This window comes from Streptomyces sp. PH9007, assembly GCF_059813725.1.
Window position 1 is genome coordinate 4,522,646 of record NZ_CM187440.1, and the last position, 25,261, is coordinate 4,547,906.

The window sequence follows — 25,261 nt, forward strand, 5'->3', positions numbered from 1 at the left end:
GATGACCGACAAGCTCCGCATCGTCGTCGGCTGCGACGACGCCGGCTACCAGTACAAGGAAGCCCTCAAGAAGGACCTGGAGGCGTCCGGCCTGGTCGCCTCGGTCACCGACGTGGGCGTGGACGCCGACGGACACACCGCCTACCCCACCATCGCGATAGCCGCCGCCGAGATCGTCGCGCGCGGCGACGCCGACCGCGCGCTGCTGGTGTGCGGCACCGGCCTGGGCGTGGCCATCGCCGCCAACAAGGTCAAGGGCATCCGCGCCGTCACCGCGCACGACTCCTTCTCCGTCGAGCGCGCCATCCTCTCCAACAACGCCCAGGTCCTCACCTTCGGCCAGCGCGTCATCGGCCTCGAACTCGCCCGCCGCCTGGCCCGCGAATGGCTCACCTACCGCTTCGACACCGCCTCGGCGTCGGCCGGCAAGGTCCAGCTGATGTGCGACTACGAGGACCAGCAGGGCAGCGAGGCCGCCTGATGACCACCCCTGACGCGCCCGTACTGCTGGGGGTGAGCCTGAAGATGTACTTCGGCCACCGGCAGACGCTGCGCTGGGCGGAACAGGTCGCCGCACTCGCCACCCGCCACCCGGTCACCACGAGCGGCGCCGCCCGGCTGTTCGTGCTGCCCGCCTTCCCCGCGATCGTCCCCGTCGCCGACCTCCTCGCCGGCAGCGGCGTCGCCGTCGGCGCCCAGGACATCGCCACCGAGGACAGCGGCCCGTACACCGGCGAGGTCGGCGGCCCCTCCCTCGCCGAGATCGGCTGCCGCTACGCCGAGGTCGGCCACGCCGAACGCCGCCGGCTGTACGGCGAGGGCGACACCGTCGTGGCCGCCAAGACCGCCGCCGCGCTGCGCAACGGCCTCACCCCCGTGCTGTGCGTCGGCGAACGCGACGAGGCCGACCCCGCCGAAGCCGCCCGCCGCACCGTCGCCGAGACCCAGCGGCTGCTGCACGGACTGACCGGACCCGTCACCGTCGCGTACGAGCCGCAGTGGGCCATCGGCGCGCCCGAACCGGCCTCCGCCACCCACATCACCACCGTGTGCGGCGCGCTGCGCCAGTGGCTGGACGCCCAGCCGCAGCACGCCGGCTCCACCGTCATCTACGGCGGCAGCGCGGGCCCCGGCCTGCTGACCCGCATCGCGCCCGCCGCCGGCGGCCTGTTCCTGGGCCGCTTCGCCCACGACGTCACCGCCATCGAGCGCATCCTCGACGAACTGACGGAGGTGGCGTGATGGCGTACGGCATCAGCACCTACGCGTACTTCTGGCGCATCTCGCAGCGCGCCCCGCGCCCGCTGACCCTCCCCGAGATGCTGGCCGACACCCGCGCCCTGGGCGGGCAGGTCTTCCAGATCTGCGACTACCCGCTCATCGAGGAGTACGACGCGGCGGCCCTCGCCGACCTGCGGGCCACCGCCGAGGACCTGGGCCTGACCCTGGAACTCGGCACCCGCGGCGTCCGCACCGCACACCTGGCGCGCTACCTGGAGATCGCCGAGGCCCTCGGCGTCACCCTGGTGCGCTCCATGCTCAACACCGCCGACCACCAGCCCTCCACCGACGAGGCGATCGCCCTGCTGCGCCCCGCCGTCGAGCGGTACGCGGCGGCCGGGGTGACGCTGGGCCTGGAGACGTACGAGCAGGTCTCCACCGACGACCTGCTCACCGTCGTACGCGGCGTGGACCGCCCCCAGCTCGGCGTCGTCCTCGACCCGGGCAACAGCGTGGCCCGCCTGGAGCGGCCCGTCGACGTCGTGGCAGCCACCGCCCCCTACGTCGTCAACATCCACGTCAAGGACTTCTCCTTCACCCGCCGCGACGGCTGGGTCGGCTTTACCTACGCCGGCTGCCCGCTGGGCGAAGGACTCCTGGACTACGACGGCATGATCGCCGCCGTGCAGCCGCACCAGCGCGGCATAAACCAGATCGTCGAACACTGGCTCCCCTGGCAGGACGAGGGCTTCGACGCCACCGCCCGCATCGAGGAGCGGTGGACCCGGCACAGCATCACCACCCTTTTGAGGAGCGCGTCATGACCATCGAGACCCCCACCCGTACCGTCGCCGTCATCGGGGCCGCCGGCAAGATGGGCCAGCGCGTCTCCAACAACCTCGTGCGCAGCGACTTCCGGGTGCTGTTCAGCGAGGCGTCCCCCAAGGGCCAGGAGCTGATCACCGGCCTGGGCCGTGAGCTGACCGAGTCCGCCGACGCCGCCGCGCAGGCCGACGTCGTCATCCTGGCCGTGCCGGACGTCGTCCTGGGCACCGTCTCCGCCGAACTCGTCCCGCTGATGAAGCCGGGCACCATCGTCCTCACCCTGGACCCGGCCGCCGCTTACGCCGGGCTGCTGCACGAGCGCGAGGACATCCACTACGCCTGTGCGCACCCCTGCCACCCCTCGGTCTTCCTGGAGCGCACCACCAAGGAGGAGTGGCAGGACACCTTCGGCGGGATCGCCGCCCCGCAGGAGGTCGTCGCCGCGTACGAGGGGGGCGACGCCGCCAAGCAGGAACTGGCCGAGGCCGTCATCCGCGTCATGTACGCGCCGGTCGTGGACGTGCACTGGGTGACGGTCAAGCAGCTCGCCGTCCTGGAGCCGACCCTGGTGGAGACCATCGCCTGCATGGTCGGCGCGCTGCTCACCGAGGCGCTGCACGAGACCGTGCACACCGTCGGCGTGCCGGAGAAGGCCGCCCGCGCCATGCTGCTGGGCCACACCCAGGTCGCGCTGGCCAACACCCTCAAGGGCTCCAACCCGTTCTCGGACGCCTGCCTGATCGCCATGGACTACGGCCGCGAGTCGATCGTCCGTGACGACTGGAAGAAGGTCTTCGAGGACGAGGAGCTGGACAAGGTCATCACGCGGATGCTGAAGATCAAGGACATCAAGCGCTGATGACTGCCGAGTTCACCTGGTCCGACCTGGACCGCCGGGCGGTGGACACCGCCCGGATCCTGGCCGCCGACGCCGTGCAGCACGCGGGTCACGGCCACCCCGGTACGGCGATGACGCTGGCGCCTGCCGCGTACACCCTCTTCCAGAAGGTGATGCGGCACGACCCGGCCGACCCGGCGTGGGCGGGCCGCGACCGGTTCGTGCTGTCGGCCGGCCACGCCTCGCTGACGCTGTACATCCAGCTGTACCTGGCCGGGTTCGGCCTGGAGCTGGAGGACCTGAAGGCGTTCCGGCGGCACGGCTCCCTGACCCCCGGTCACCCGGAGTACGGGCACACGGCCGGGGTGGAGACCACCACCGGGCCGCTGGGGCAGGGCGTCGCGAACGCGGTGGGCATGGCCATGGCCGCCCGCTACGAGCGCGGCCTGTTCGACCCGGAGACGCCCCTCGGTGCTTCCCCGTTCGACCACTACATCTACGCGATCGCGGGCGACGGCTGCCTCCAGGAGGGCATCGCGGCGGAGGCGTCCTCGCTCGCCGGGCACCAGAAGCTCGGCAACCTGATCATGCTGTGGGACGACAACCACATCTCGATCGAGGGCGACACCGTCACCGCCGTCTCCGAGGACACCGAACTGCGCTACGCGGCGTACGGCTGGCACGTGCAGCGCGTGGAACCGCGGGAGAACGGGGACCTGGACCCGGCGGCGCTGTACGAGGCCATCCGCGCCGCGCAGGCCGTCACCGACCGGCCCTCGCTCATCGCACTGCGCACGATCATCGCCTGGCCCGCGCCGAACGCCCAGAACACCGAGGCCGCGCACGGCTCCGCGCTGGGCGCGGCGGAGGTCGCCGCCACCAAGCGGGTGCTCGGCTTCGACCCGGAGCGGTCCTTCGAGGTCGCGGACGAGGTGATCGCGCACGCGCGCGGCGCCGTCGGGCGGGGCCGCGAGCAGCGGCTGGCGTGGGAGAAGGACCTCGCCGCCTGGCGCACGGCGCAGCCGGAGCGGGCGGCGGAGTTCGACCGCGTCACGGCGGGCGGCCTCCCGCAGGGCTGGGAATCCGCACTCCCGGCCTTCGAGGTGGGCAGCAAGATCGCCACCCGCGCGGCGTCCGGTGCCGTACTGAAGGCGCTGGGTGCGGTGATCCCCGAGCTGTGGGGCGGCTCCGCCGACCTGGCCGGCTCGAACAACACGACGATCGACGCCGGTTCGTCCTTCCTCCCGGCGGGCAACCCGCTGCCGGAGGCCGACCCGTACGGCCGCACCATCCACTTCGGCATCCGCGAGCACGCCATGGCCGCGGAGCTGAACGGGATCGCGCTGCACGGCAACACCCGCGCGTACGGCGGCACCTTCCTGGTGTTCTCCGACTACATGCGCAACGCGGTGCGGATGTCCGCGCTGATGGGGCTGCCGGTCACCTATGTGTGGACGCACGACTCCATCGGACTCGGCGAGGACGGTCCCACCCACCAGCCGGTGGAACACCTCGCCTCGCTGCGGGCCATCCCCGGCCTGAACGTGGTCCGCCCGGCCGACGCCCACGAGACGGCGATCGCCTGGCGCGAGGCGCTGCGCCGGGGCACCCCGCACGGGCTGGCGCTGAGCCGCCAGGGTCTGCCGGTGTACGCGCCGAACGAGGACGCGGCGCGCGGTGGTTACGTCCACACCGAGGCGAGCGGCGGCACGCCGCAGGTGGTGCTGATCGCCACCGGCTCCGAGGTCCAGCTGGCGGTCGCCGCCCGCGACCTGCTGGAGGCCCAGGGAACCGCCACCCGCGTGGTGTCGATGCCGTGCGTGGAGTGGTTCGAGGAGCAGGACCGGTCCTACCGGAACGCGGTGCTGCCCCCGGCGGTACGCGCCCGGGTCGCGGTGGAGGCGGGCATCGGCCTGACCTGGCACCGGTACACGGGCGACGCGGGCCGGATCGTCTCCCTGGAGCACTTCGGTGCCTCGGCGGACGGCGCGACCCTGTTCCGCGAGTACGGCTTCACGGCGGAGGCCGTGGCCGGGGCGGCACGGGAGTCGCTGGCCGACACCCACTGAGAACCCCGGGCGCCCGCGCACCGCGTCCCTCGCCGCGCGGGCGCCCGGTCCAACGGGCGGCACGCCGCCGGAAGCCGGGTGCCGGGCGTCAGGAGCCGGTGGCGGAGAGCTGCCGGAGCACCCAGGCGGGGGCGGGATTGGTGTGCGGCCGGCCCGCGACGACGACCGTCGGCACGGTCTCGTTGCCGTCGTTGACCGCCCGCACCGCCTCGGCGGCCTCCGGATCGCGCCAGATGTTCACCCAGTGCAGCTGCCGGGCCCGGCAGGCCAGCCGAAGACGCAGCCGCAGGCAGTACGTACAGCCGGGCCGCCAGTAGACGACCGGCCGGCCATCGGCGGCGCTGCGGCGCCGGGCCTCCGCCGCACCGACCGACCTCGGGAAGGCCAACGGCGAGAACACCGCCGCGAGCAGCAGAAACAGCAGCAGTGTGACCACGGCCCGGACGGGGCTCCCGTCCACGAACTGCGCCGTCGCGAGGGCCGCCCCGCCGAGCAGGTACACGATCGGCCAGACCCAGGTGCGCTGCATGACACCGCAGGCTACCGACGCGTGGACACCCCGCCCGGGACGGGGCCCCGCCGCCGGAACCGGCTAGCCGCTCCCGTGGGCAGCCAGCTGTCGATGACCTCGGCGACCAGGGCGGCGCCACGGCTGTTCTGGTGGATGTGGTCGGTGGTGAGGACGAGACCCCTGCGCCGCGAGATCGTGTCGAAGCTGCGGCGCAGCACGGTGTGCCGGAGAAGCACACCGAGGCCGGCCACCGGCGTCGGCTCCCGGTACGGGATCGGCGGCGGGTCCGCTTGCCGCAGTTCCTCGGTCTGGCGTTCGTGGAGCGGCAGGTAGGCCGCCCGGTGGGTGGTGGCGACCTCGGCGACCAGCCGGCTGTACGTCCGCGCCGCCTGCGCCGCCGGTCCGTCGAGTTGCTGGCCGAGGACCGGGAGCGACAGCAGACCGATCGTCGCGTCGGTCTCCGTGCGCAGCCGTTCGACGACGGCTCCCAGGCACTGCTGGAACCAACCCGCAGACGGGCGCTCGGGCAGTCGCTTGCGCTGCATGGCCCGCTCGACGAGGTAGCCGGCGAGGCTCGCCCGCGCGTCGTTGGTCCCGATCAACACGGTGATCACCTCCGGAGGGTCCGCGACGACGGCATCGAGGCGCCGCAACAGGTTGTACGCGAAGTCGCCGTTGACGCCGAAGCGGGCGAACCGCACGTCGTCGGCAGCGTGGCGCCGTTCGAGAAGCTCCAGGTAGTCGACGCTGAGCTGCGCACGGGTGAGGCTGTCGCCCAGGCACGCGACGCGTGTCGTCACGGCGCTTGCGGGCCGGGCGTGCCGACGTGCCCGGTGGGGCGGGGTTCGGTGCGGGGCCGGTGGTCGGTGCCGAGACCGGGGGTGATGGTCAGGATGGTCGCCGGCCCCGCCATGTCGACGGCGTGCCACGCACCGGCCGGGTTGACGGTGGCCTCGCCCGGTCCGAGCACCACACGGTCGGGCACCCCGTCCACGTCGCGGATGACCGTCACCGAGCCGCTGAGGCAGACGACCAGTTCATCGCCGGCGGGGTGGCACTCCCAGTGGTCGCCGGGGCCCTCGCCGTCGAAGATCGTCACCATCCGGCCCTCGGCGCCGTCCGCCGCGACGGCGGCGCTGTAGGCCTGGAGCACCTGAGGGTCCCAGGCGAAGCCCTCGATGGGTTTCGCTGTCGAGCCCAGCCCGAGGTGCACGGGGGTGGTCCGCAGGGCGATGGCGTTGCGTTCGTGGTTGACGAGTCTCATGCCGTCGATCGTCACAGGACGGCGATCGGGTGGTCTTGAAGGAATGGGAACGGAAGCCGACGCGACGGCCGGCCGTCGCCTACCCGGTTCCGAGGAGGACTTCGCCGCGACGCCAGACCGTGGGCGACCGGCCCGTGAACGCGCCCCAGTCCCGGACGAGATGGGCCTGGTCGGCGTAGCCGGAGACAGTCGCCACATCGGCCCACGGGAGCGGTTCGTGCGCCGTCGCCAGTTCGTGCGCGTGCTCGAAACGGAGAACCCGGGCGAAGGTCTTCGGCGACAGGCCCACCTCACCGCGGAACCGGTCGGTGAGATAGCGACGGCTCCAGCCCAGTTCCGCGGCGACCGCCCCCACCTGGACGCGGCCGCGCGCGGCGACGAGGCGCCGCCAGGCCTCGGCCACCTCGGGGCGTACCCGGGGGACGCGGTCGCCGCCGGCGCTGCGGCCCACGGCTCGCAGGAGCAACGCGTCCAGCGCGGCGAACCGCGCTGCCCAGGTCGTCGCCGCCCGGAGCCGGTCGACCAGCTCGGCGCCGAGCGCTCCGAGAAGCTCATCGAGTGGGACCAGTCGGTGGGCGAGGACAACGGCGGGCATGCCGTAGACGGCCCGAGCCCCGAGCGGGGTCAGCGATACCTGCACGCCGTGCTGGCGTCCGTCATGGTGGATCGCGACGGACCGGCACATCAGACCGCCCGCCACGCTGTCGAACCGGGTGACCGGCGACCCGTCGTCGACGCCCGCCGCCATCTCCAAGGGGTCGGACAGGCTGATCACGGCGGTGAGCCCGCGACCCGGCGGACCGCAGTGCACCCCCGCGGGGAACCCGCGAAGGTCGAAGCCGACATACGAGCCGACGTAACGTCGCAGGGCGGGCGCCGGACGGGCAACGATCCTGGTGGCCGTAAGGTCTTCCACCCTCGCCAGTGTACGAACCGGCGCTCTATCGGTGGACTCTCGTCATCGACTGCCGCTGTTCCCCGAGGTACCCAGCCTGCTGGTGGCGTTCGTGATCGAGGTAGCGAGCAAGCCGTACCGGCCACGGGCGACTCCTCCAGCACACGCGATCTTGCGGGTTCGTGGAGGACGCCGACAAGCGGCTCCACCGGCGAGGACCCCTGGCACGTTCAGCCCCAGAGCATGCCGGTGAGAAACCCTGTCCAAGCGCTGGCCGGAACGACTAGGACCGGCCCTGCACTGGCCTGTTTGGCATCACGGACGGCTACCCGGTTGCCCATCCGGGCGACTTCCACGCACTGGCCGCCGTTCGAACCGCTGTATGACGACCTGACCCACTTCGCTGTGCTGAAATCAGTCACCGCTGTGCTCCTTCATGAGTCAGCGAGCTATGCCAAGAAGAAACGCCTTCCAGGTGGCAGCCGGAACTATCAGAGTGGGGCCGGAGCTGCCCTGCTTGGTATCGCGGGCCGCCACGTGGCTCCCGACTCGGGCCACTGCCACGCAGGTGCCGCCGTTTGAGCCGCTGTAGGAGGAAGTGACCCACTCCGCTGTGCTCAGATCAGTCACGGCCATACTCCTCCGTCTGTACCTGCCGGATCATCGTGAGGGACGCGTCCGGGGAGAGCGCGTGAGCTCGCAGTCGATCAAACGCGGCCTGTTGGAACGCCACGGTTGAGGCTGCCTGATGGAGCTTGCCACCGGCTGCATCATCCGTCCAAAGTACTGGTTCGGAATCGGCAAACCCCAGCATGGTGAAGGAGAGGGTGTGAACGGCGGCAGCACCTGTCGCGAAGGGCAACACCTGGATGTCCACACCAGGGCCCGACGCGGCGTCGAGCAGGTGATCAAGCTGACCTCTCATGATGGTGCTTCCTCCGACGGCTGCCCGAAGGCAGGTTTCGTGCAGCACGAGCCATAGGCTCAGATCGGGTGATTCGAGGACTTGGCGTCGACGTCGTCTTGCCTCGACCTTGCCCTCGATGGCGGCAGGGTCATCGCGCGGATGGCCCGCTCGGAAGATCGCTCGGGCATATTGGTCAGTTTGCAGCAGTCCCGGTACGCACGCCACCGCGTAATCAAGGATCCACAGGGCACGGCGTTCCAGATCCAGGTAAGGCTCGAACCAAGTGGGTGAGCTGCTCTCCTGGAGGCTTGCATGGAGTCGGGCGAACAACCCACCCGTCGCGAAGACCTTGTCACATCCAGCGATGAACTCTTTGCTCGGCTGCTTCTTGCCAGCCTCAACCTTGCTGACGTAGCCCTCGGAATACCCAGTGCCCAGGCCTAGGTTCTTCTGCGTCAGCCTGCGACCCAAGCGCACCTCCCTCACCTCCCGGCCGAACCGCTGAGCCGGAGTCAAGTACGTCGCCTCTTCCTGCTCATCCAAGTTCGTGAACTCCACTCATGCTGGTGGCAAGCGAATTCGGGTGGCGGTGCAACTTGCCAGATTCCTAGTCAAGTGCACCCATCATAGTGCTTCTGTGTTGCTCTGGTCACAGGAAGTGCACCCCGGTGCCAGCAGGCCCCAACCGTGGCAGGTGACTTATGACCACCGTGATTCCCGACCAGCCGCCCGAGCCATCCGAACCGTTCGACCCGCCTCTGTCGGCGACGACCTCCCCGACAGCGCCGAACCCTGACACCCCGACCGACGAGGAGGTCGTCACTGTCATCGCCGCCGCGCGGGCGTGGCTGGTGGCCATCGGTTACACGCGGCCGGAGTCCGGCCGGTGAGCGGCGGGTGGGTGTGGTCGGTGCCGATCACGGCCGACACCGTGCGGGTGGGAGACGCGATCAGCGTCGGCGGCCGGACGTTGATCGTCGCCGATCTGTGCGAGCTGCCGGGCGGCGCGGGCAAGATGCTCCGCTTCCGCAGCGGGGAGCTGCTGACGCTGCATCCCCGGACCGAACTTTCGGCCTCCCGCATCGGCCCGCCGCCGGTCCGCGCCTATCGACGGCGGAGGACCGACCGGTGACCCCCGTGCCCCGGCTGCCCGACCTGAAGCACGCCGACGACCGGCCCGTTCCGCCGCGCCTGGGTGATGGTTCCGACTGGGTGCTCGGCCGCTGCTGGCTGTGGTGCGCCAACCGGCACACCTGGGTGCTGTGGCTCGGGCCGGCGGCGACCACCGGGCACCACGCGTCGCTCTACGCGTGCGAGCACTGCGTGGACCGGCTGCACCACACGATCATCGACTACAGCGAAGCCATGACCGACGCCCCGATCGACACCACCGGCATTCGCATCCCCCTCTACCTCAGCCCCAAGGACCCACCCCGGCCCGGCCCGCCGCTCTACCGCCGCTCCCGCCACCGTCGCCCCCGTACCGTGCTCGGCCGCCTGTGGCACCGCCTCATCACCGGCCGCGATCCCACGTCGAGCTGAGGGTTCTGACGCCTGCACAGACACGGCCGCGCGTCGGGGTTCTGTGTGGATTCGCGGGTATCACGCAACTGCACCCGCTTTCCCTTCCGGTCCGGCTCCGTCAGGAGAACGGCCGCCGTTCACCCACGGGAACCTCGAAGGGCATGCAACACCCCGCAAAACCACCTGCGGTGAAGCGCGGGGAGACCACAGGGCGCTCCCGTTACACGACCTCGCCCGGAGCGGGTCTCGCTCCCCGGACTGATGAGAGGCCCATCCGGGCTGGGCCCACGGCAAGCAGTGACCAAGTTGAAAGGAAGAACGCTGTGCACACCTCGGTCACACGGACTCACATCGATGCGAGCGAGAGTGAGGGACGCAGGCGTCCGTTCGGCCTCCGTACCGCGAGGGCGATCACGGAAGGCAACACGGTGGCGATTCCGCCCACCACGTACTGTCCCCAGCGTCAGCTATCCCTCAGGGACGACGGCATGCCGATGGTGATGGCCGCAACCGGAACATCCGCCGCCACCGCCGATCAGACCCGTCACGACATGCAGTGGATGCAGGACACCGACTCGGTCGACGACACCGACGCTCCCGAGGAGGAGTAGCGCATGACGGTGCTGGTGCTGACCCGGCAACTGCTCGACGGCCCCGCCGATCTCGTAGTGCACGAGCTCAACCGTCGGGGAGTCCCCGTGCACCGCGTCGATCCGGCGGAATTCCCTCGGCGGATGAAGCTCGGGGCACGGATCGGACCGGGCCAGGCCGACTGGGCCGGTGGTTGGCGTGGTCAGTACCGGGACCTGAGGTTCGACGATGTCACCGCCGTCTACTACCGGCGCCCCGGCCTGGTCGAGGTCGACCCGGCTCTCACCGGGGAAGACGCGGTGTGGGCTCGTGCGGAGGCCCGGGCCGGCTTCACCGGGCTGGTCGAATCCCTGAGGTGCCTTTGGGTCAATCACCCGCGACAGAACATCATCGCCGACTCGAAACCAAGAGCGCTTGCCGCCGCTGTCCGATCCGGGCTCCGTATCCCCTCCACCCTGATCACCAATGATCCCGGGGAGGCCCGGGACTTCATCTCATCCCTGCCGGGGCGTCTGGCTGTCTACAAACCCATCGCCCCTCAGCCGCCCATCGGACTTCGGGGTGCGACAGCCACGGTCTGGACGAGCCCACCCTTGACGGCGGACGAACTCACCGATGAGATCTCCTGCACCGCCCATCTGTTCCAGGAGTGGATAGCCAAGCAGTTCGAGGTCCGGCTGACGGTGGTGGGGAATCGCCTGTTCGCGGGCGCGATCCACGCCCATTCCGACGAGGCCCGGATTGACTTCAGGCGTGACTACCGTGCGCTCACCTACACGGTGTGCTCAGTGCCGGAAGCTGTTGTACGCGGAGTGCGATGCCTGATGTCTGTCTTCGATCTCCGCTACGCGGCGATGGACTTCCTCGTTGGACCTGAGGGCGAGTGGCACTTCGTCGACCTGAATCCGAACGGTCAGTTCGGCTTCATCCCTGAGCTGGCTCAGCCCATCGCCCGGTCTCTGGTGGATCTTCTGGAAGGTGAGTCCGTATGAGTGAGCCCGCTCGTGGAATCGATCCGGCGCACTCCGAGCGCGCCCGGGGTCGTCTGACCGGTGAATTGGTGACGTCCGGTGCTCTGCGTTCGCCGCGCTGGATCGCCGCGTTCAACGAAACCCCGCGTGAGGTCTTCGTTCCCAGCTTCGTTCTCGACGACGGCAGGGTGCGTCGCACGTGTTCCGGCGGCGACGCGGACTATCTGGATGCGCTCTACGCGGACGACTCCCTCATCACGCAGATCGACGCCGGTGGCACGGCGACCAGTTCTTCGACCATGCCCAGCCTGATGGCTCACATGCTTGAGGCATTCGCGGTCGAAGACGATGCCCATGTGCTCGAAGTAGGTACAGGAACCGGCTACAACACGGCGCTGCTCTGTCACGCTCTGGGGGGAGAGCGGGTGACGACGATCGACATCGATCCTGTTCTGACCCAGAGTGCCCGGCGACACCTGAACCGCCTCGGCCACAAGCCCGCCTTCCGGACAGGAGACGGCCGGCGGGGAAGCCCCCGAGAGGGTGGGTACGGGGGTGTTCTCGCTACGTGCGCCGTGAAAAGGATTCCCACGGCATGGCTTCGGCAGTTGGGGGCCGCGTCTCTCATCGTGGTCAATATCGGAAGTGGTATCGCGTGCTTGAGGAGTCGGCCCGATGGAGGTGCCGCCGGTGGGTTCCTGAACGACCCCTACATGTTCATGACTGCCAGATCCACTCCCCATGAGCGGGCACCCAGAGCAGCAGAACACATGGACCTCGCCATGGGGTCGGAGGGGGACAGGACAGTCCTCCCCCTCCCGGAATCCGGGGGAGATCCTCACACCTTCCTGCGCGAGATGGTGCTGTGCGACGCCATGGAGCTCCATCTCCACCAGTCGGAGGTGCTGTCGTTGATGCTCACGCCGGAAACTGGGATGCAGCACTGCCTCCTCGTTCACCCTGGCTCCCAGTCCTGGGCGCGCATCACCGTGCAGAAGAGCGCACTGGTCGTTCGGCACGGCGGTCCACTGACCACGATGGCCGTCGACCGCATCCGCCTCCTGGACGGGTGGATTCGTGCGGGGCGACCGGATCCGGGAGCCTACAAACTGGAGGTGAGCAGTGGGGGGCTGCACACACTGTGCCGGAACGAAGAGGGCTCCGCGGTGACCTGGAACCTACCCGGCTGACCTCGATGGACTTCTGGCCGGGCGCGTTCGCCGACGGCAAGGCCGGCACTGTGCCCGTCGGCGCCCGGTTGCCCGAGGGCACGTACGCGCGGGCCGCCGTGCGTCCGCCGGCTGCCCTGGGAAACCGTTCAGCTGCCATGGCGGCCCGTTTCGCGAGAACCCAGGACGGCAACGGTTTCGGGGCCAAGGTCACAGGTCGTCGGAGGTATCCCGGAGCTCACGTGCTTCGTCGCGGCTTGCGTCCGGTTGGCGCAGCTGGGACAGCACTTCGGCGGCCGTGTCCGCCAGGTGGGTGCGGGCGGTGGCCAGTTGGGTCCGGGTGACGCCGTGGTCGCGGGCGGCGTCGCGGATGTCGTCGCGGAACTTGTCCAGGAGGCGCTCCAGTTCCCGTGCCGCCTCCGGGGAGGGTTCCTCGTGTTCGGACCTCTCGCGTTCGGTGCCCGCCGCGGTTTCCCTGTCGGCGGGGCCGGAGGGCGCTTCGTGGCCGCCCATCCACGGGGAGCGCCCGGTGGAGAAGCCGTGGCCCCAGCCGTTCAGTCCGTGGCTCAGGCCGTCGAGGCCCACCCGGACCGCGCCCTGCCAGTCGCCGGCCGCCGCGTGCGAGCGGACCTGCTCCTGGAGGCGCTGGGCGGCCTGTTCGAACTCGGTGCGGACCTCCTCGCGCGCCTGCTTCGCCTCCCGGCGAGCCCGGCGGGCCTCGTCCCGCCAGCCCGCCGCGCTGCCCGCGCCGGCACCCGCGCCCGCACCGGCCCCCCTCGCCCGGGCCGTGGCCTGCCGCATCTCCTGCCGCAGGTCGTGCGCCGAGCCGCTGACGTCCTCCCGGATGCCGTCCGCCAGCGCGGTCAGCGAGGCGTTGATCTCGCGCTCCAGCGCGGCCAGTTCATCGGCCCGGTCCGCCAGTTCTTGGCGGCCCTCCTCCGTCAGGGAGTAGACCTTGCGTCCGCCCTCCTCGGTGTGGGTGACCAGGCCCTCGGCCGCCAGCTTCGCCAGGCGCGGGTAGACGGTGCCGGCGGAGGGGGCGTACCGGCCCTGGAAGCGTTCCTCCAGCAGCCGGATGACCTCGTAGCCGTGCCGGGGTGATTCGTCGAGCAGCTTGAGCAGGTACAGCCGCAGGCGGCCGTGACCGAAGACGGGGGGCATGAGGGGGGGTCCTTTACGCGGGGAAAGCGGAAGCGGGGGCGGGGGAGGGGCCCTGTTCGTGGGCGCGGGGGGGACGGCGCAGCACGGTGATGGCGCCGGAGACGGTGCTGCACGTCAGCCGCCCGCCGCCGGAGCCGAGGATGCCGGTGAGCTGCTTGGGGCCCCAGGGGCCGTGGGCCGACAGCTCGGGGAAGGCGCTGGAGACGGCCCCGCTCACGGAGTTCCCGGCGACCGCGGCGTTGATCCGGTCGGGCAGTTGCAGGGCCACGTCGCCCGATACCGAGGTGATGGTGATGTCGGCGAGGTCGCCGGGCGGGGCGAGGTCCAGGGTCAGTTCGCCGCTGACGGTGTCGGCGCGCAGCGAGGCGCCGCGGCCCTCCACGACCGTCAGGCCGCCCGAGACCGAGGTGAAGGCGAGGGGGCCGCCGAGCGACTGGGCCTCCACGTGCCCCGACACGGTGTCGGCGGTCACGGCGCCGGCCAGGCCGACCAGGGTGGTCTGCCCGGTGACGCCGCGCACCTCAGCGTCGGTGGTGAGGCCGCTGACGACGGCCGCCGCGCTCACGGTGCCGGCGGAGAGCCGGCAGTCGGCCGGCACCCTGATCGACACCACGGCCTCGCGCCTCATGAGTTTCCTGGGCCGCTTCGGCCAGCCCTTGAGGAAGCTCTGCCAGGGCAGGTCCTCGTAGCCGACGGTCAGCAGCCCGCCCTCCTGTTCGACGATCAGCGGCTCGCCCCGGACGTCGGTGATCTCCACCTCGGCGGTGGGGTCGCTCGTCCCCACCACGTTGACGGTGCCGCCGACGAGGCGGACGCGCAGCTCGCGGACGGGGTGCTCCTCGAAGGTGAGGGTCTGCGCACCGGAGACCTCCCACCGGGATGTGGCGGCCATGGGCCCTCCTCCATGCATCACGGCGCACGACGATATATCGTGTCGCTACTCCAGACACGATATATCGCGTTGGGGGGAAGTCAAGACCTGTCGCGAGACACCACCCGGCTCAGCGACCCGTCCGCCCCCGAACCCGCCGGCTCACTCGTCCTCGTCCTCGTCGTCCAGCCGGGCCAGCCACGTCGCCAGCCGCTCCACCGGCACCTCGAAGTCCGGGTTCAGATCGGTGAACGTCCGCAACTGCTCGGCCAGCCACTCGAAGCTGACCTCCTCCTCGCCGCGCCGCCGCGCCAGCTCCTCGATGCCCCGGTCGGTGAAGTACACGCCCACTCCAGTGAGAGAAAGAAAGAAGACAAGAGAAAAACCGAACGAAACCACCAGGATAGGCGGGCTTCCCCAAGCCACTCGCGCCTGTCGGTGGGGGCCGCTAACCTGCAAGGCACCAGCAGTCGCGAGCGACCACGGGGGGCCTCGATGAGCAACGGCATCACCGAGATCAGCCTGCCGGACGGCACCCCCGTCCTGGCCCGCGTCTCCGGCATCGAGGAACTGCACCGCCCCACCGCGCCCGGCGGTTACACCGACACCGGCTACGTCGACACCGGCATCGCCGACCGCGCCGCCGCCCAGCTCGACAGCCTGCGCGGCCTCATCGGCGGCGTCGCCGCCTCCCTCGCCGAAGGACTGCGCGGCGTGCGCCCCGACGAGGTCTCCGTCACCTTCGGCGTCGAACTCACCGCCCGCGCCGGAAAGATCGTCGGACTGCTCGCCGACGGCGAGACCAAGGGCTCCCTCACCGTCACCCTGTCCTGGCACGGCACCCCGCCCGCCGGCCCCGAGCCCGCCCCCGTACCGCCCGCCCAGCGCCAGGGCGAGGCCCCATGAGCCCCTACGACAGCACGGGGGGCGCACAGGGCGAGGATGTACCCCGCATCGAGACCCTGTTCCGGCTGCTCAGCTCCGCCACCGTACGCATCCATGCCGCGTCCGAGGGGTATGCCGAGGGCGTGTCCGGCGCGACACCCTGGGGCAGCGGCTTCTTCGTCGCCCCGGGATGGGTGCTCACCTGCGCCCATGTCGCACTTCGCGGGGGAAGCGGCGAGGGAGGCAAACGCGAAGTGGGCCTGAGCTTCGAGGAGATGGGCGACGGCGGAGCCACCGCCACGCACACCGTGCGCGGGATCGTCGAGTGGGCCCAGCCCGAGCACAGCCCGGCCGGCGACATCTGGCCGGGCCCCGACCTCGCTCTCGTCCGCGTGCTCAACCCGCCGCCCCACCCCTGCGTCTGGCTCAGCGAGCGCACCGCCCGCTTCACCCTCCAGGACGTCTACTTCTTCGGCTGGGGCCAACTGGCCGGCTCCGCGAGCCCGGTCGGCCCGGTCGACGGCCGCTGCACCGTCACCGGCCAGTACGGCGCCGACGGCTGGCTCAAGCTCGGCAACCAGGACGAGATCCCGCACGGCGTCTCCGGCGGCCCCGTCGTCGACCTCAACCGCGGCGAGGTCATCGGCGTCGTCAAGGCGTCCCGCTCGGCCGGCCGCGACGGCGGACTGGCCACCTCCATCCTCCAGTTACGCCACATCACCCAGCCCTCGGGCACCCTCGCGGCCGAGACCGAGGACACCTACCAGCACGTCATGCACGCCCATGACCGCTACCACGCCCAGCGGCACCGCGACGACGAGACCACCCGCGACACCTGGACCGACCTCCAGGGCCCGCTGCGCGCCACCGCCCACCGCGCCCTCACCGCCGGCCGCCGCGCCGAACTGCTGGGCCTGCTCGCCGAACTGCCGCCCCCGCTGTCCACCGCCCGGCTCGGCGAGATCATCGGCGACATCGCCGGCCGCCGCTACGACGACATACTCCCCGCCCCCCGGGGCTGGCGCGACGGCCTGGGCATGCTCTACGACCCCCGCCCCGGACTGCGCGAACTCGACGCCGTGCTGCGCTACGCCGTGTACGCCGCCACCGCAGACCGCCCCTACCCCGCGCCCCGGGGCAGCGAGCGCCGGCTGTGGGAATGGATCAGCTCCACCGCCGCCGGCGCCGAACTCGACCGCTGGTCCCGCCGCCGGCTGCGCGAGGAGTGGACCGAGCGCCTCAGCACCCGCCGCGCCTGGCAGCACGACCCCTGGCCCGCCGACCTCGGCTCCCACACCACCGCCGCCACCGCGCTGCCCGACCCCGCCGACGACGCCCCGCGCCCGTACGTCCTGCTGGAGATCGTCCAGCAGGGCTGGGAACGTAACCGCTACGACTGGCGGGTGTGCGTCACCGGGCCCACCGGCGAACGCACCCCCATCGACGGCGAGGACCGCGTCCTGGGCCCCGGCGAACCGTCCGCGCGGCTGCGCTCGGTGCTTACCGAGGCGTTCCGGCGCGGCGACGAACCCGGCCGCCCCGTACCGCTCCAGGTCTCCCTGCCTTACCCGCTGCTGGACTTCCCGGTGGACGAGTGGCGGCTGCCCTACGACGGCCCGCAGCTCGGTGAGCAGCGCCCGGTCGTCGTCCGCTGCGCCGACCGGCCCTCCCCGGCCCCCGACCCCGACACCGGCCACGAGCACGGCCTGACCCGGGAAACCCGCTGGGCCGCCGTGCACAGCGGCCCCATGCGCCCGCACGTGATGGACTGCGCCGACCACCGCCCCGCCCCGCTGCCCACCCCCGCCGCACTCGGCGGCCGGCCCCCGGAGACCGTCCCCGTGCTGTGCCGCACCGGCGCACCCGACGGCGACCCGCAGGACCTGCACCACGTCCTGGCCGCCGGCTACGACGTGGTGCTGTGGCGCCGCGAGATCTCCGCCCGCGAGCTGACTTGCACGGACTTCCACGGCGGCGTCACCCGTACGGTCACCGGCGTCCGCCGGGCCGCCGCGCTGCCCAGCGCACTGTGGCGGCTGCGCGCGCAGGCCGCCGCCGAGGCACCCGAGGCCGAATGGTCGCGGGGGCTCGCCCTCCTGTACTCCGACCCCGGCCACGCCGGGTACGACGAACCCCTGGAGATCCCGTGAGCGGCCGCAGGCTGCCCACGGGACGCAGCCCCCACAGCACATCATCTGGCCGACCGAGTGACCGTGACGAGGAGAGTGCCGTGGCCGCCACCGACTCCACCCCCGCCCCCGAACGCGAATGGCTGATCTACCGGGGGGCCGGTGAGCCGCACGACCGCATCCGGGCGCTGCCCAAGCCGCCGCCGTGGCGGGACTTCGACGGCCAGCCGCTGGTCGCCCCGGGGCCCGACACCGACAGCGTCTCCACCCGCCGGCTGGGCGCCTACCGGCATCTCGCCGAGATGCACCGGCCCAGCGCCGAGGAACTGGAGATCATCAACGCCGCGCTCTACCTGCGCCGCCCGCTGCTGGTCACCGGCAGCCCCGGCACCGGCAAGAGCACCCTCGCGCACGCCGTGGCGTACGAACTGGGCCTGGGCCGGGTGCTGCACTGGCCCATCGTCTCCCGCACCACCCTGGGCGACGGCCTCTACCACTACGACGCCATCGCCCGGCTCCAGGACACCCAGATCGCCGCCGGCAGCCGCGCCGCCGGGGTGCCCGCCCCCCGCGTCGGCGGGATCGGCAGCTATCTGCGGCTCGGCCCCCTCGGCACCGCCCTGCTGCCCACCGCCACCCCCCGCGTGCTGCTGATCGACGAACTCGACAAGAGCGACATCGACCTGCCCAACGACCTGCTGAACGTCCTGGAGGAGGGCTCCTACGACATCCCCGAACTCCAGCGGGTCGCCGACCGCGAGCCGGAGGTCGAGGTCCTCAACGACGACGACGTGAAGGTCACCGTGCGCGACGGACGGGTGCGCTGCAACGCCTTCCCCTTCGTCGTACTCACCAGCAACGGCGAACGCGACTTCCCCGCCGCCCTGCTGCGCCGCTGCATCCACCTGGAGCTGAGCAAACCCGACCACGAGCGGCTCGCCTCCGTCGTCCGCGCCCAGCTCGGCGACCGGCTCGCGCACCTCGGCGACGACATCATCACCCGCTTCCTGGAGCGCTCGCGCAGCGAACAACTCGCCACCGACCAGCTGCTCAACGCCATCTACCTCACCCACCACGCCGAGCAGCCCACCCGCGACCGGCTCGCCGACCTGCTCATCCAGCGCCTCGACCGGCCGAGGTGACGTCATGGGGAACAAGCGAGGCGGCCGCCGGCGCGACCAGCTGGCCGAGCTGATCGGCTCACTGCGCCGGGCCGGCCTCGAACCCGGCTCCCGGGAGCTGGCCGAGGCCCTGTGGCTGGCCACCCATCTGCAGTCGGGACCGGCCCCGGCCGACCGGGGCCCCGAGGAGACCGCCGACGGCGCGCCGCGGGAGGCCGCAGCCCTGTGGGACCGCGGGACCACGGCCGGCGGACGCCACGATCCGGCGAGCGGCGACCCTCCGCCCGAGGCCGGAAATCGCGCCGAGCGCCGGGCCTACCGGGATGATGAGCCGGTGCCGCTCTACCCCGACCACGCCCAGGCCACCACCCAGCGGCCGGGGCCCGGCGACGCCCTGCGCGTCGGCGTGCCCGAGGCCAGAGCCCTGCCCTCCCTCCTCGAACTCGAACGCGCCCTGCGCCCCCTCCAGCGCTGCCGCCCCGCCGCCCGGCCCGCCCCGGGCCCGGCCCACCTCACGCTCGACGAGCGCCGCACCGCCGAGGACACCGCCCGGGCCGGCGGCCTGCTGCTGCCCGCCTTCCGCGCCACGGGCCGCCGCGACATGGAGCTGCAACTGCTCATGGACGCCACCTCCGCCATGCGGGTGTGGCAGCGGCTGCTGGGCGAGCTCACCGATGTCTTCGGCAGGGTCGGCGCCTTCCGCGACATACAGGTCCACTACCTGCACGCCCTGCCGGACGGCTCCGTCGGCGTCAGCGGCCACTTCGACACCGACCCGGCGGGGCCGGACGCCGTGCTGCACCCCGAACGCCGCCTCCTGGACCCCACCGGGCGGCGGCTGACCGTCGTGGTCAGCGACTGCGTCGGCCCGCTGTGGCGCGACGGCGCCGCCCACCGGCTGCTGCACCGCATTACCCGGCACGCCCCGGCCGCCGTGGTGCAGCCGCTGCCCGCCCGGCTGTGGGCGCGCACCCGGCTGCCCGCCAGCCACGGCGTCCTCACCCGCGCCGAGGGTCCGGCGGCCGGCGCCCGGCTCGGCTTCACCCCCGACGACCCGGGCCGGCGGCCCCCGTCCGGCGCCGTCCCGGTGCCGGTGCTGCCGCCCACCGCCGCCGCGCTCGGCGCCTGGGCCCGGCTGCTGTCCGGCGGCGGCTCGGCCGCCGTCCCCGCGGCCGTCGGCTGGGTACGCCCCGACCAGCCCGCCGCACCCCCCGCGCACCCCGGCGTACGCTCCCGGCCCGCCGGTGAACTCATCGCCCGCTTCCGGGCCACCGCCTCACCCGGCGCCACCCGGCTCGCCGTCCACCTCGCCGCCGCCCCGCTCTTTCTGCCGGTCATGCAGCTCATACAGCGCACCATGCTGCCCGGCACCGGCCCCGCCGAACTCTCCGAGGTGCTGCTGAGCGGGCTGCTGCGGCGCGCCGGAACCGGCGCCGGGGCGGACGGCCTGTGGTACGAGTTCGCCGACGGGGTCCAGGAGGAACTGCTCCAGGCACTCGGCCAGGACGAGGCGATGCTGGTGCTCAAGCACTGCTCCGCCTACGTCGAGGCCCGGTTCGGCAAGGGCGGCCCCAACTTCCCCGCGCTCGCCCTCGCCCAGCTCTCCGGCGGCCGGCTCACCCCTGTACCGGTGGCCGGCGGTGACCCGGAGAGCGAGGGGGAGGCGGGCGAGGCCGGTCAGGGCCGCTCACCGCAGCCGTTCGCCGAGGTCGCCGCCAAGGTGCTGCGCCGTTTCCTGCCGGGCACCCCGCAGGGCGGACCGCGCCCCGATCCGCCCAAGGCGGTGACCGACGCGCTGCGCCGCTCCCGCGAGCTGACCCGCCGCTTCGAGGACGACGGCGCCCTCCAGCACCTGCTGGACGCCGTGTGGCAGCTGGAGCGGGCCACCGACGAGCAGTGGCTCTCCGGCCGCTCCACCGACCCCGAGCTGTACGGCGAACTCGCCGCCCAACTGCTGCGCCTGTGGCGCCAGCAGGGCGAGGCCGGACTGCTGGAACGCGCCCGCCGCGCCGCCCGTACCGCCGCCTCCCACCTCGACTCGCTGCCCGCCCGCACCATCTTGGCCCGCGTCCTGCACGCCTCCGCCGCCGAACGCAAGGAGGCCGGGGACGAAGGGGCCGCGCTGGAGCTGTGGCGCGGCGCGGACCGGGAGTTCGCCGCGGTGTGCGCCACCCCCGGGCTGCCGCCCGACGAGGCCCTGGGCATCGCCCTGGAACGGGTGCGGGTGCTGGAGGAACAGTGGCGTCTGGGCCGGGACCCGGCGCTGCTCCAGGAGTGCGTGGGCATGCTGGAGGCCATCGCGGACGCCTGGCCGGCCGGCCGCGCCGAGCCCAGCGGACTGTCGCTGGCGCACGGCCGGGTGCTGCTGCGGCTCGCCGAGGCGGCGGATCGCGGGAAGAACACCGAGGGCGCCGCCGTGTACGCCGAACAGGCCGCCCGTTCGCTGGAGCGCGCCGGGGCGGCCCAGCGCGCCGAATCCGCCCCCGTGCCCGCGCGGGTGCGCACCGCGCTGCAACTCGTCGACGCGCTGCTGCTCACGGCCACCCGCTGGCAGGAGGCCGGCCGGCACATCACCCTGGCCCAGCAGCTCACGGACGACCGGCGGCAGCGGGCCGAGGCGCTCATGCGCGCCGGGCGGCTGAGCGTACGCCGCTTCCACGCCCGGGACGTCTCGGCGAACGAGAGCGGCGCGGGCCATCTGGAGGAGGCGGCGCTGCGGTTCGCCGAGGCGTCCCGGGCGGTGCCGCGCGACCGGCCCGACTACAGCGATCTGATCGCCGAATGGGGCCAGGTGCTGCTGGAGAGGGCCCAGCTGCCGGAGGGCGGCCCGTACACCGGGCAGGCCATCCGGGTGCTGCGGGACTGCCGGATGGAGACCCCGGCCGGTGATCCGCGGCTGCCGGGACGGCTGCTGATGCTGGGGCGGGCCCTGATGGTCCGCTACCGCGCCACCGTGGACCTGGTGGATCTGCGCGAGGCCGAGCACCTGTTCTCCCTCACGGCGCACGGCGCGGACGACGCCCTGACCCGCGCGTGGGGCTGGTACGAACTGGGCGGCGCGCACCAGCACATCTTCGGGCACAGCGGCAGCCCCGAGCGGCCCGAGCAGGCGGCCGAGGCGTACCGCAGGGCGGCGACCGAGGCGCTGCGCGTGGCGGACGGCGCCCCCGCCGAGCGGGCGGCCGTCCCGATCCGGCTGGCCGCCACCGCACAGCACCAGCGCGGCACGGTCTACCGCGCGGCGGGCCGGCCGCGGGCCGCGCAGGACGCGTTCCGGGCCGCGCTGGCCCAGTGGCGGCGGCTGCCCAAGGGGGAGGACGGCGAGCGGAGCGCCCAGGCGCTGGCGGAGCTGACGTTTCCCCGGGGGTAGCGCAGGGAATCCCGGATGGGCCGGTCGGCGAGGGGGGACCGTGTGGGCCGACCGGGCGGATGACCGCGTGAGAAGTGGTGGGACGACGATGTGCTCCGACAAATCAGCCGGTGTCGCCGAGCTGCCCGAACTGCCCGACCTGCTCACCCTGGACCTCGCTGACCTGCGCGCTCTCCAGCACCCGGTGCTGAGCGAGGTGCTGGCCGATCTGCGGGCGCGGGTCAGCGGACGGTCCGCGGTGGCCCTGTGGGCCTTCGACGAGTTCGCGCCCGGCGACGAATCCGGGGGCCCCGCGTGAACCAGCGGATTCCGGCCCCGGTGGGCCCGGAACCGGACGTGTTCGCGCCCTGGCCGCTGACGGATTTCTCCGTCGCGCGGCTGCGGGACCGTGGGGTGGCGGCGGTGCCCTTCGACCAGTTCGTGGTGAAGGTGCACAGCCGGTGCAACCTGGCCTGCCGCTACTGCTACATGTACTTCGCCGCCGACGGGGGATGGCGCCGCCAGCCGGTGACCGCGAGCCCCGGGGTGCTGGAGCGGGCCGCGCGGCGCATCGCCGAACACGCCGCCGCGCACCGGCTGCCCGCCGTTTCCGTCGTGCTGCACGGCGGCGAGCCCCTGCTGGCCGGGACCGCCACCCTCGCCGGGTTCGTCGCCCGGATACGCGCGCTGGTGCCCGCCGGCTGCGCGGTGCACGCCGCCGTACAGACCAACGGCACCCTGCTGACCGCCGCCCGGCTGCGGGAGCTGGCCGCCGCGCGGATCGGCGTCGGACTGAGCCTGGACGGCGGGCTCGCGGAGCACAACGCCCAGCGCGCCGACCACGCCGGGCGCCCCGCCTGGCCCGCGATCCGCCGCGCCGCCGCGCTGCTCGCCGGGCCGTACCGGCACACCTACGGCGGCGTGCTGTGCGTCGTGGACCCGGCCACCGACCCGCAGCAGGTCTACCGCTCGCTCCTCGACCTGGACCCGCCCGCCCTGAACTTCCTGCTGCCGCACGGCAACTGGAGCGACCCGCCGCCACCGGGCCGGTACGGCGACTGGCTCGCCACTGTTTTCGACCTGTGGTGGGACGCCGGCCGCCGCCGCACCCGGATCCGGCTCTTCCAGGAAGCCATCGCCCTGCTGCTGGGCGCCCCCGCCGCCACCGAGTCCCTGGGGCTGCGCCCCGTGACCGCCGTGGTGATCGAGACCGACGGCGCCATCGAGCAGATGGACGCCCTCAAGACCGCCTACGAGGGCGCCGCCGCCACCGGCCTGGACATCCACCGCCACCCGCTGGACGCCGCCCTGGACCACCCCGGCGTCGCCGCCCGCCAGGCCGGACTCGCCGCCCTGTCCGCCACCTGCCGCGCCTGCCCCCTGGTCACCGTCTGCGGCGGCGGGAACTACGCGCATCGCTACCGGGCCGGCGAGGGCTTCCTCCACCCCTCCGTCTACTGCGCCGACCTCCAGCGGCTCCTGCACCACATCGCCCACCGGGTGGCCACCGCCACGGCGGTGTCCGCTTGAGCGGCACCCCGACCCCCGGCCGGGCCCCCACCGGGCCCGCCCCGGGAACGGCCCTGTCGGAGGCGGCGATCGCCGAACTCGGCAGCACCGAGGCCGGCGCGCAGGCGCTCGGCGCCCTGTCCGACGGGGCGCACACCCGGCGGCTCCTGCTCTTCCGGGTGCTGCTCGACGCCCTGGACAGCGACGCCCTGCCCCCCGACCGGCGCGCCGCCGCCCGCGAACACGGCGCGCTCCTGGAGGCCGCCGACCGCGCCGCCCCCCGGCAGGCCCGCCGGGTGATGTTCTACCCGTTCACCGGGCCCTGGGCCGAGACCTGCGTACGGCAACTGGACCGCGGCACCCCCGACCACCGCGACATCGGGCACCTCGGGCCGGTCGCCGCCGCGGCCGCCGCCCGCGCCGGACTCACCTTCCGCACCCGCGTCACCCCGCACGACGACGGCATCGCCCTGCCCACCCTGGGCCTGCTGCGGCACACCGGGCCCGCCCGCTGGGCCGAACTCCACGGCCGGCGCGACACCCTGACCATCCGCCCCCTGGGCGGTCGCCCCGCCGAACTGCGCCGTGACGCGGCCGGCCACTGGCACTCCCGCGACCCGCGCTGGTCACCGCTGCCCACCCTGTCCGGCGGCCCCCGCCCCGTCCTCCTGGACGACCTCGACCCCTGCCGTGCCACCCCCGGCGCCGCCACCCCCGCCGGGCCGCCCCACCAGCGCGCCCACTGGCGCGCCATGTGGCGGCGCGCCCTGCCGCTGCTGCGCCTGGGCGGCGCCGCACGCGCCGCCGATCTCGCCCTGCTCGACTGCGTCGTCCCCCTGCCGGGGCCCACCGCCACCGGCCGCCACACCAGCCACACCCGCGACGGGGCGTTCGGCGCCGTCCTCGCCAGCCCGCCCCCCAGCCCCGAACTGTTCGCCGCCGGGCTCGTCCACGAACTCCAGCACGCCAAACTCGCCGCCCTCACCGAACTCGTCACCCTGCACACCGCCGACGACACCCCCCGCCACTGGGCCCCCTGGCGCCCCGACCCGCGCCCCTTCGACGGCCTGCTGCACGGCGCGTACGCCCATCTCGCCCTCGCCGCCCTGTGGCAGCGGCTCGCCCTCACCCGCGAGGACCCTCTCGCCCGCGACGACGCCTGGGCCGCCCACGCCCGCTGCGCGGCCCAGGTCGGCGCCGTACTCCCGGCCCTGCGCGGCGCACGCCCCCTCACCGACCCGGGCCGGGCCTTCGTCAAGGCGATGACCGCCCGTCACTCCCGGCTCGCCGACCACCCGCCGCCGCGCGAACACCGGGTGCGGGCCGCCGCCTACGTGGACACGGCGCGCTCCCTGTGGCACCGCCATCACCCGCAATGACCCACGCCAGCGGTTAGCCTGAAGACCATCAACATCTGACGGGCCGCCAGGGGACGCGGGCACGGCGCGGGG

The 25,261-nt window shown here is 72.9% G+C and carries 28 protein-coding genes; 18 read left to right on the forward strand and 10 right to left on the reverse strand.

From position 1 onward, the window contains the following. Position 1 precedes the first annotated feature (1 nt). The 5 genes from ACTFAP_RS20970 to tkt are packed head-to-tail and all read left to right on the forward strand — an operon-like array spanning position 2 to position 4,953. Positions 2-481, forward strand: a complete 480-nt coding sequence (locus ACTFAP_RS20970; RefSeq protein ID WP_453856446.1) for a ribose-5-phosphate isomerase — start codon at positions 2-4, stop codon at positions 479-481. Continuing rightward, positions 481-1,242: a triose-phosphate isomerase gene (locus tag ACTFAP_RS20975; protein ID WP_495681891.1), complete on the forward strand. Its 762-nt coding sequence runs from the start codon at positions 481-483 to the stop codon at positions 1,240-1,242. Before ACTFAP_RS20970 ends, ACTFAP_RS20975 begins: the two co-directional genes overlap by 1 nt. Further along, on the forward strand, positions 1,242-2,045 hold the full coding sequence (locus ACTFAP_RS20980; protein WP_500467108.1) for a sugar phosphate isomerase/epimerase family protein: 804 nt from the start codon (positions 1,242-1,244) through the stop codon (positions 2,043-2,045). Before ACTFAP_RS20975 ends, ACTFAP_RS20980 begins: the two co-directional genes overlap by 1 nt. Beyond that, the gene (locus ACTFAP_RS20985) at positions 2,042-2,905 is read left to right on the forward strand and encodes a phosphogluconate dehydrogenase C-terminal domain-containing protein (protein ID WP_500467109.1); all 864 of its coding nucleotides are present in this window, start codon (positions 2,042-2,044) and stop codon (positions 2,903-2,905) included. Before ACTFAP_RS20980 ends, ACTFAP_RS20985 begins: the two co-directional genes overlap by 4 nt. After that, positions 2,905-4,953, forward strand: coding sequence for a transketolase (gene tkt / locus ACTFAP_RS20990; protein WP_500467110.1), 2,049 nt, complete (start codon positions 2,905-2,907; stop codon positions 4,951-4,953). Before ACTFAP_RS20985 ends, tkt begins: the two co-directional genes overlap by 1 nt. 88 nt (positions 4,954-5,041) lie before the next feature. Here the strand turns inward: tkt and ACTFAP_RS20995 are convergent, their stop codons facing one another. The 7 genes from ACTFAP_RS20995 to ACTFAP_RS21025 all read right to left on the reverse strand — a co-directional run bounded on the left by ACTFAP_RS20995 (position 5,042) and on the right by ACTFAP_RS21025 (position 9,073). Then, complete coding sequence (locus ACTFAP_RS20995) at positions 5,042-5,482, reverse strand: glutaredoxin domain-containing protein (protein WP_495681894.1); 441 nt, start codon at positions 5,480-5,482, stop codon at positions 5,042-5,044. An 11-nt stretch (positions 5,483-5,493) separates the two neighbouring features. Next, positions 5,494-6,264, reverse strand: a complete 771-nt coding sequence (locus ACTFAP_RS21000) for a GDSL-type esterase/lipase family protein (protein WP_495681895.1) — start codon at positions 6,262-6,264, stop codon at positions 5,494-5,496. Beyond that, positions 6,261-6,728 carry a cupin domain-containing protein gene (locus ACTFAP_RS21005; RefSeq protein WP_495681896.1) on the reverse strand — a complete coding sequence of 156 codons (468 nt, stop codon included), beginning with the start codon at positions 6,726-6,728 and terminating at the stop codon, positions 6,261-6,263. Before ACTFAP_RS21005 ends, ACTFAP_RS21000 begins: the two co-directional genes overlap by 4 nt. A 79-nt stretch (positions 6,729-6,807) precedes the next feature. Next, entirely contained in the window at positions 6,808-7,644 is an 837-nt protein-coding gene (locus ACTFAP_RS21010) for a helix-turn-helix domain-containing protein (RefSeq protein WP_495681897.1), read from the reverse strand. A gap of 209 nt (positions 7,645-7,853) precedes the next feature. Further along, a complete protein-coding gene (locus ACTFAP_RS21015; RefSeq protein ID WP_495681898.1) occupies positions 7,854-8,045 on the reverse strand; it encodes a DUF397 domain-containing protein in 192 nt (63 codons plus the stop codon). A gap of 19 nt (positions 8,046-8,064) precedes the next feature. Continuing rightward, positions 8,065-8,259, reverse strand: coding sequence for a DUF397 domain-containing protein (locus ACTFAP_RS21020; RefSeq protein ID WP_495681899.1), 195 nt, complete (start codon positions 8,257-8,259; stop codon positions 8,065-8,067). Then, positions 8,246-9,073 (reverse strand): Scr1 family TA system antitoxin-like transcriptional regulator, encoded by an 828-nt coding sequence (locus tag ACTFAP_RS21025; RefSeq protein WP_495681900.1) that lies wholly within the window; start codon positions 9,071-9,073, stop codon positions 8,246-8,248. The genes ACTFAP_RS21020 and ACTFAP_RS21025 overlap by 14 nt, the downstream gene beginning before the upstream one ends. A 158-nt stretch (positions 9,074-9,231) precedes the next feature. Between ACTFAP_RS21025 and ACTFAP_RS21030 the strand changes: the two genes are divergently transcribed. From ACTFAP_RS21030 to ACTFAP_RS21055, 6 genes are all read left to right on the forward strand, one after another. Next, positions 9,232-9,420, forward strand: coding sequence for a hypothetical protein (locus ACTFAP_RS21030; protein WP_495681901.1), 189 nt, complete (start codon positions 9,232-9,234; stop codon positions 9,418-9,420). Further along, positions 9,417-9,662, forward strand: coding sequence for a hypothetical protein (locus ACTFAP_RS21035; RefSeq protein WP_500467111.1), 246 nt, complete (start codon positions 9,417-9,419; stop codon positions 9,660-9,662). The genes ACTFAP_RS21030 and ACTFAP_RS21035 overlap by 4 nt, the downstream gene beginning before the upstream one ends. Continuing rightward, on the forward strand, positions 9,659-10,072 hold the full coding sequence (locus tag ACTFAP_RS21040) for a hypothetical protein (protein ID WP_495681903.1): 414 nt from the start codon (positions 9,659-9,661) through the stop codon (positions 10,070-10,072). The genes ACTFAP_RS21035 and ACTFAP_RS21040 overlap by 4 nt, the downstream gene beginning before the upstream one ends. Positions 10,073-10,215: 143 nt before the next feature. Further along, positions 10,216-10,665 carry a putative ATP-grasp-modified RiPP gene (tgmA, locus tag ACTFAP_RS21045; RefSeq protein ID WP_495681904.1) on the forward strand — a complete coding sequence of 150 codons (450 nt, stop codon included), beginning with the start codon at positions 10,216-10,218 and terminating at the stop codon, positions 10,663-10,665. Positions 10,666-10,668: 3 nt separating this feature from the next. Further along, a complete protein-coding gene (locus ACTFAP_RS21050) occupies positions 10,669-11,637 on the forward strand; it encodes an MvdC/MvdD family ATP grasp protein (RefSeq protein WP_500467112.1) in 969 nt (322 codons plus the stop codon). Continuing rightward, positions 11,634-12,806 carry a methyltransferase domain-containing protein gene (locus tag ACTFAP_RS21055; RefSeq protein ID WP_500467113.1) on the forward strand — a complete coding sequence of 391 codons (1,173 nt, stop codon included), beginning with the start codon at positions 11,634-11,636 and terminating at the stop codon, positions 12,804-12,806. The genes ACTFAP_RS21050 and ACTFAP_RS21055 overlap by 4 nt, the downstream gene beginning before the upstream one ends. A gap of 189 nt (positions 12,807-12,995) precedes the next feature. On the opposite strand, the gene ACTFAP_RS21060 is transcribed toward ACTFAP_RS21055, so the two are convergent. The 3 genes from ACTFAP_RS21060 to ACTFAP_RS21070 all read right to left on the reverse strand — a co-directional run bounded on the left by ACTFAP_RS21060 (position 12,996) and on the right by ACTFAP_RS21070 (position 15,162). Beyond that, complete coding sequence (locus ACTFAP_RS21060; RefSeq protein WP_500467114.1) at positions 12,996-13,946, reverse strand: PadR family transcriptional regulator; 951 nt, start codon at positions 13,944-13,946, stop codon at positions 12,996-12,998. A gap of 13 nt (positions 13,947-13,959) precedes the next feature. Beyond that, the gene (locus ACTFAP_RS21065; protein ID WP_500467115.1) at positions 13,960-14,838 is read right to left on the reverse strand and encodes a DUF4097 family beta strand repeat-containing protein; all 879 of its coding nucleotides are present in this window, start codon (positions 14,836-14,838) and stop codon (positions 13,960-13,962) included. Between the two features lie 141 nt (positions 14,839-14,979). Continuing rightward, positions 14,980-15,162 (reverse strand): DUF6104 family protein, encoded by a 183-nt coding sequence (locus ACTFAP_RS21070; RefSeq protein ID WP_046724799.1) that lies wholly within the window; start codon positions 15,160-15,162, stop codon positions 14,980-14,982. A 150-nt stretch (positions 15,163-15,312) separates the two neighbouring features. On the opposite strand from ACTFAP_RS21070, the gene ACTFAP_RS21075 reads away from it, so the two are divergent. From ACTFAP_RS21075 to ACTFAP_RS21105, 7 genes are all read left to right on the forward strand, one after another. After that, positions 15,313-15,723, forward strand: coding sequence for a CU044_2847 family protein (locus ACTFAP_RS21075; RefSeq protein WP_495681910.1), 411 nt, complete (start codon positions 15,313-15,315; stop codon positions 15,721-15,723). Further along, the gene (locus ACTFAP_RS21080; RefSeq protein WP_500467116.1) at positions 15,720-17,852 is read left to right on the forward strand and encodes a VMAP-C domain-containing protein; all 2,133 of its coding nucleotides are present in this window, start codon (positions 15,720-15,722) and stop codon (positions 17,850-17,852) included. Before ACTFAP_RS21075 ends, ACTFAP_RS21080 begins: the two co-directional genes overlap by 4 nt. An 80-nt stretch (positions 17,853-17,932) precedes the next feature. Further along, positions 17,933-18,973 (forward strand): AAA family ATPase, encoded by a 1,041-nt coding sequence (locus ACTFAP_RS21085; protein ID WP_500467117.1) that lies wholly within the window; start codon positions 17,933-17,935, stop codon positions 18,971-18,973. Between the two features lie 4 nt (positions 18,974-18,977). Then, positions 18,978-22,322, forward strand: coding sequence for an SAV_2336 N-terminal domain-related protein (locus ACTFAP_RS21090; protein ID WP_500467118.1), 3,345 nt, complete (start codon positions 18,978-18,980; stop codon positions 22,320-22,322). A gap of 88 nt (positions 22,323-22,410) precedes the next feature. Then, the gene (gene fxsA, locus ACTFAP_RS21095; protein ID WP_500467119.1) at positions 22,411-22,620 is read left to right on the forward strand and encodes an FxSxx-COOH cyclophane-containing RiPP peptide; all 210 of its coding nucleotides are present in this window, start codon (positions 22,411-22,413) and stop codon (positions 22,618-22,620) included. Positions 22,621-22,676: 56 nt separating this feature from the next. Further along, positions 22,677-23,831: an FxsB family cyclophane-forming radical SAM/SPASM peptide maturase gene (locus ACTFAP_RS21100; protein ID WP_500469521.1), complete on the forward strand. Its 1,155-nt coding sequence runs from the start codon at positions 22,677-22,679 to the stop codon at positions 23,829-23,831. Then, positions 23,828-25,189 carry an aKG-HExxH-type peptide beta-hydroxylase gene (locus ACTFAP_RS21105; RefSeq protein WP_500467120.1) on the forward strand — a complete coding sequence of 454 codons (1,362 nt, stop codon included), beginning with the start codon at positions 23,828-23,830 and terminating at the stop codon, positions 25,187-25,189. Before ACTFAP_RS21100 ends, ACTFAP_RS21105 begins: the two co-directional genes overlap by 4 nt. Positions 25,190-25,261: the final 72 nt, after the last annotated feature.

Coding starts and splice junctions, on each gene's coding strand:
- ACTFAP_RS20970 (WP_453856446.1), top strand. CDS start 2: ATGACCGACAAGCTCCGCATCGTCGTCGGCTGCGACGACGCCGGCTAC.
- ACTFAP_RS20975 (WP_495681891.1), top strand. CDS start 481: ATGACCACCCCTGACGCGCCCGTACTGCTGGGGGTGAGCCTGAAGATG.
- ACTFAP_RS20980 (WP_500467108.1), top strand. CDS start 1,242: ATGGCGTACGGCATCAGCACCTACGCGTACTTCTGGCGCATCTCGCAG.
- ACTFAP_RS20985 (WP_500467109.1), top strand. CDS start 2,042: ATGACCATCGAGACCCCCACCCGTACCGTCGCCGTCATCGGGGCCGCC.
- tkt (WP_500467110.1), top strand. CDS start 2,905: ATGACTGCCGAGTTCACCTGGTCCGACCTGGACCGCCGGGCGGTGGAC.
- ACTFAP_RS20995 (WP_495681894.1), bottom strand. CDS start 5,482: ATGCAGCGCACCTGGGTCTGGCCGATCGTGTACCTGCTCGGCGGGGCG.
- ACTFAP_RS21005 (WP_495681896.1), bottom strand. CDS start 6,728: ATGAGACTCGTCAACCACGAACGCAACGCCATCGCCCTGCGGACCACC.
- ACTFAP_RS21020 (WP_495681899.1), bottom strand. CDS start 8,259: ATGGCCGTGACTGATCTGAGCACAGCGGAGTGGGTCACTTCCTCCTAC.
- ACTFAP_RS21030 (WP_495681901.1), top strand. CDS start 9,232: ATGACCACCGTGATTCCCGACCAGCCGCCCGAGCCATCCGAACCGTTC.
- tgmA (WP_495681904.1), top strand. CDS start 10,216: ATGCAACACCCCGCAAAACCACCTGCGGTGAAGCGCGGGGAGACCACA.
- ACTFAP_RS21050 (WP_500467112.1), top strand. CDS start 10,669: ATGACGGTGCTGGTGCTGACCCGGCAACTGCTCGACGGCCCCGCCGAT.
- ACTFAP_RS21055 (WP_500467113.1), top strand. CDS start 11,634: ATGAGTGAGCCCGCTCGTGGAATCGATCCGGCGCACTCCGAGCGCGCC.
- ACTFAP_RS21060 (WP_500467114.1), bottom strand. CDS start 13,946: ATGCCCCCCGTCTTCGGTCACGGCCGCCTGCGGCTGTACCTGCTCAAG.
- ACTFAP_RS21065 (WP_500467115.1), bottom strand. CDS start 14,838: ATGGCCGCCACATCCCGGTGGGAGGTCTCCGGTGCGCAGACCCTCACC.
- ACTFAP_RS21075 (WP_495681910.1), top strand. CDS start 15,313: ATGAGCAACGGCATCACCGAGATCAGCCTGCCGGACGGCACCCCCGTC.
- ACTFAP_RS21080 (WP_500467116.1), top strand. CDS start 15,720: ATGAGCCCCTACGACAGCACGGGGGGCGCACAGGGCGAGGATGTACCC.
- ACTFAP_RS21090 (WP_500467118.1), top strand. CDS start 18,978: ATGGGGAACAAGCGAGGCGGCCGCCGGCGCGACCAGCTGGCCGAGCTG.
- fxsA (WP_500467119.1), top strand. CDS start 22,411: ATGTGCTCCGACAAATCAGCCGGTGTCGCCGAGCTGCCCGAACTGCCC.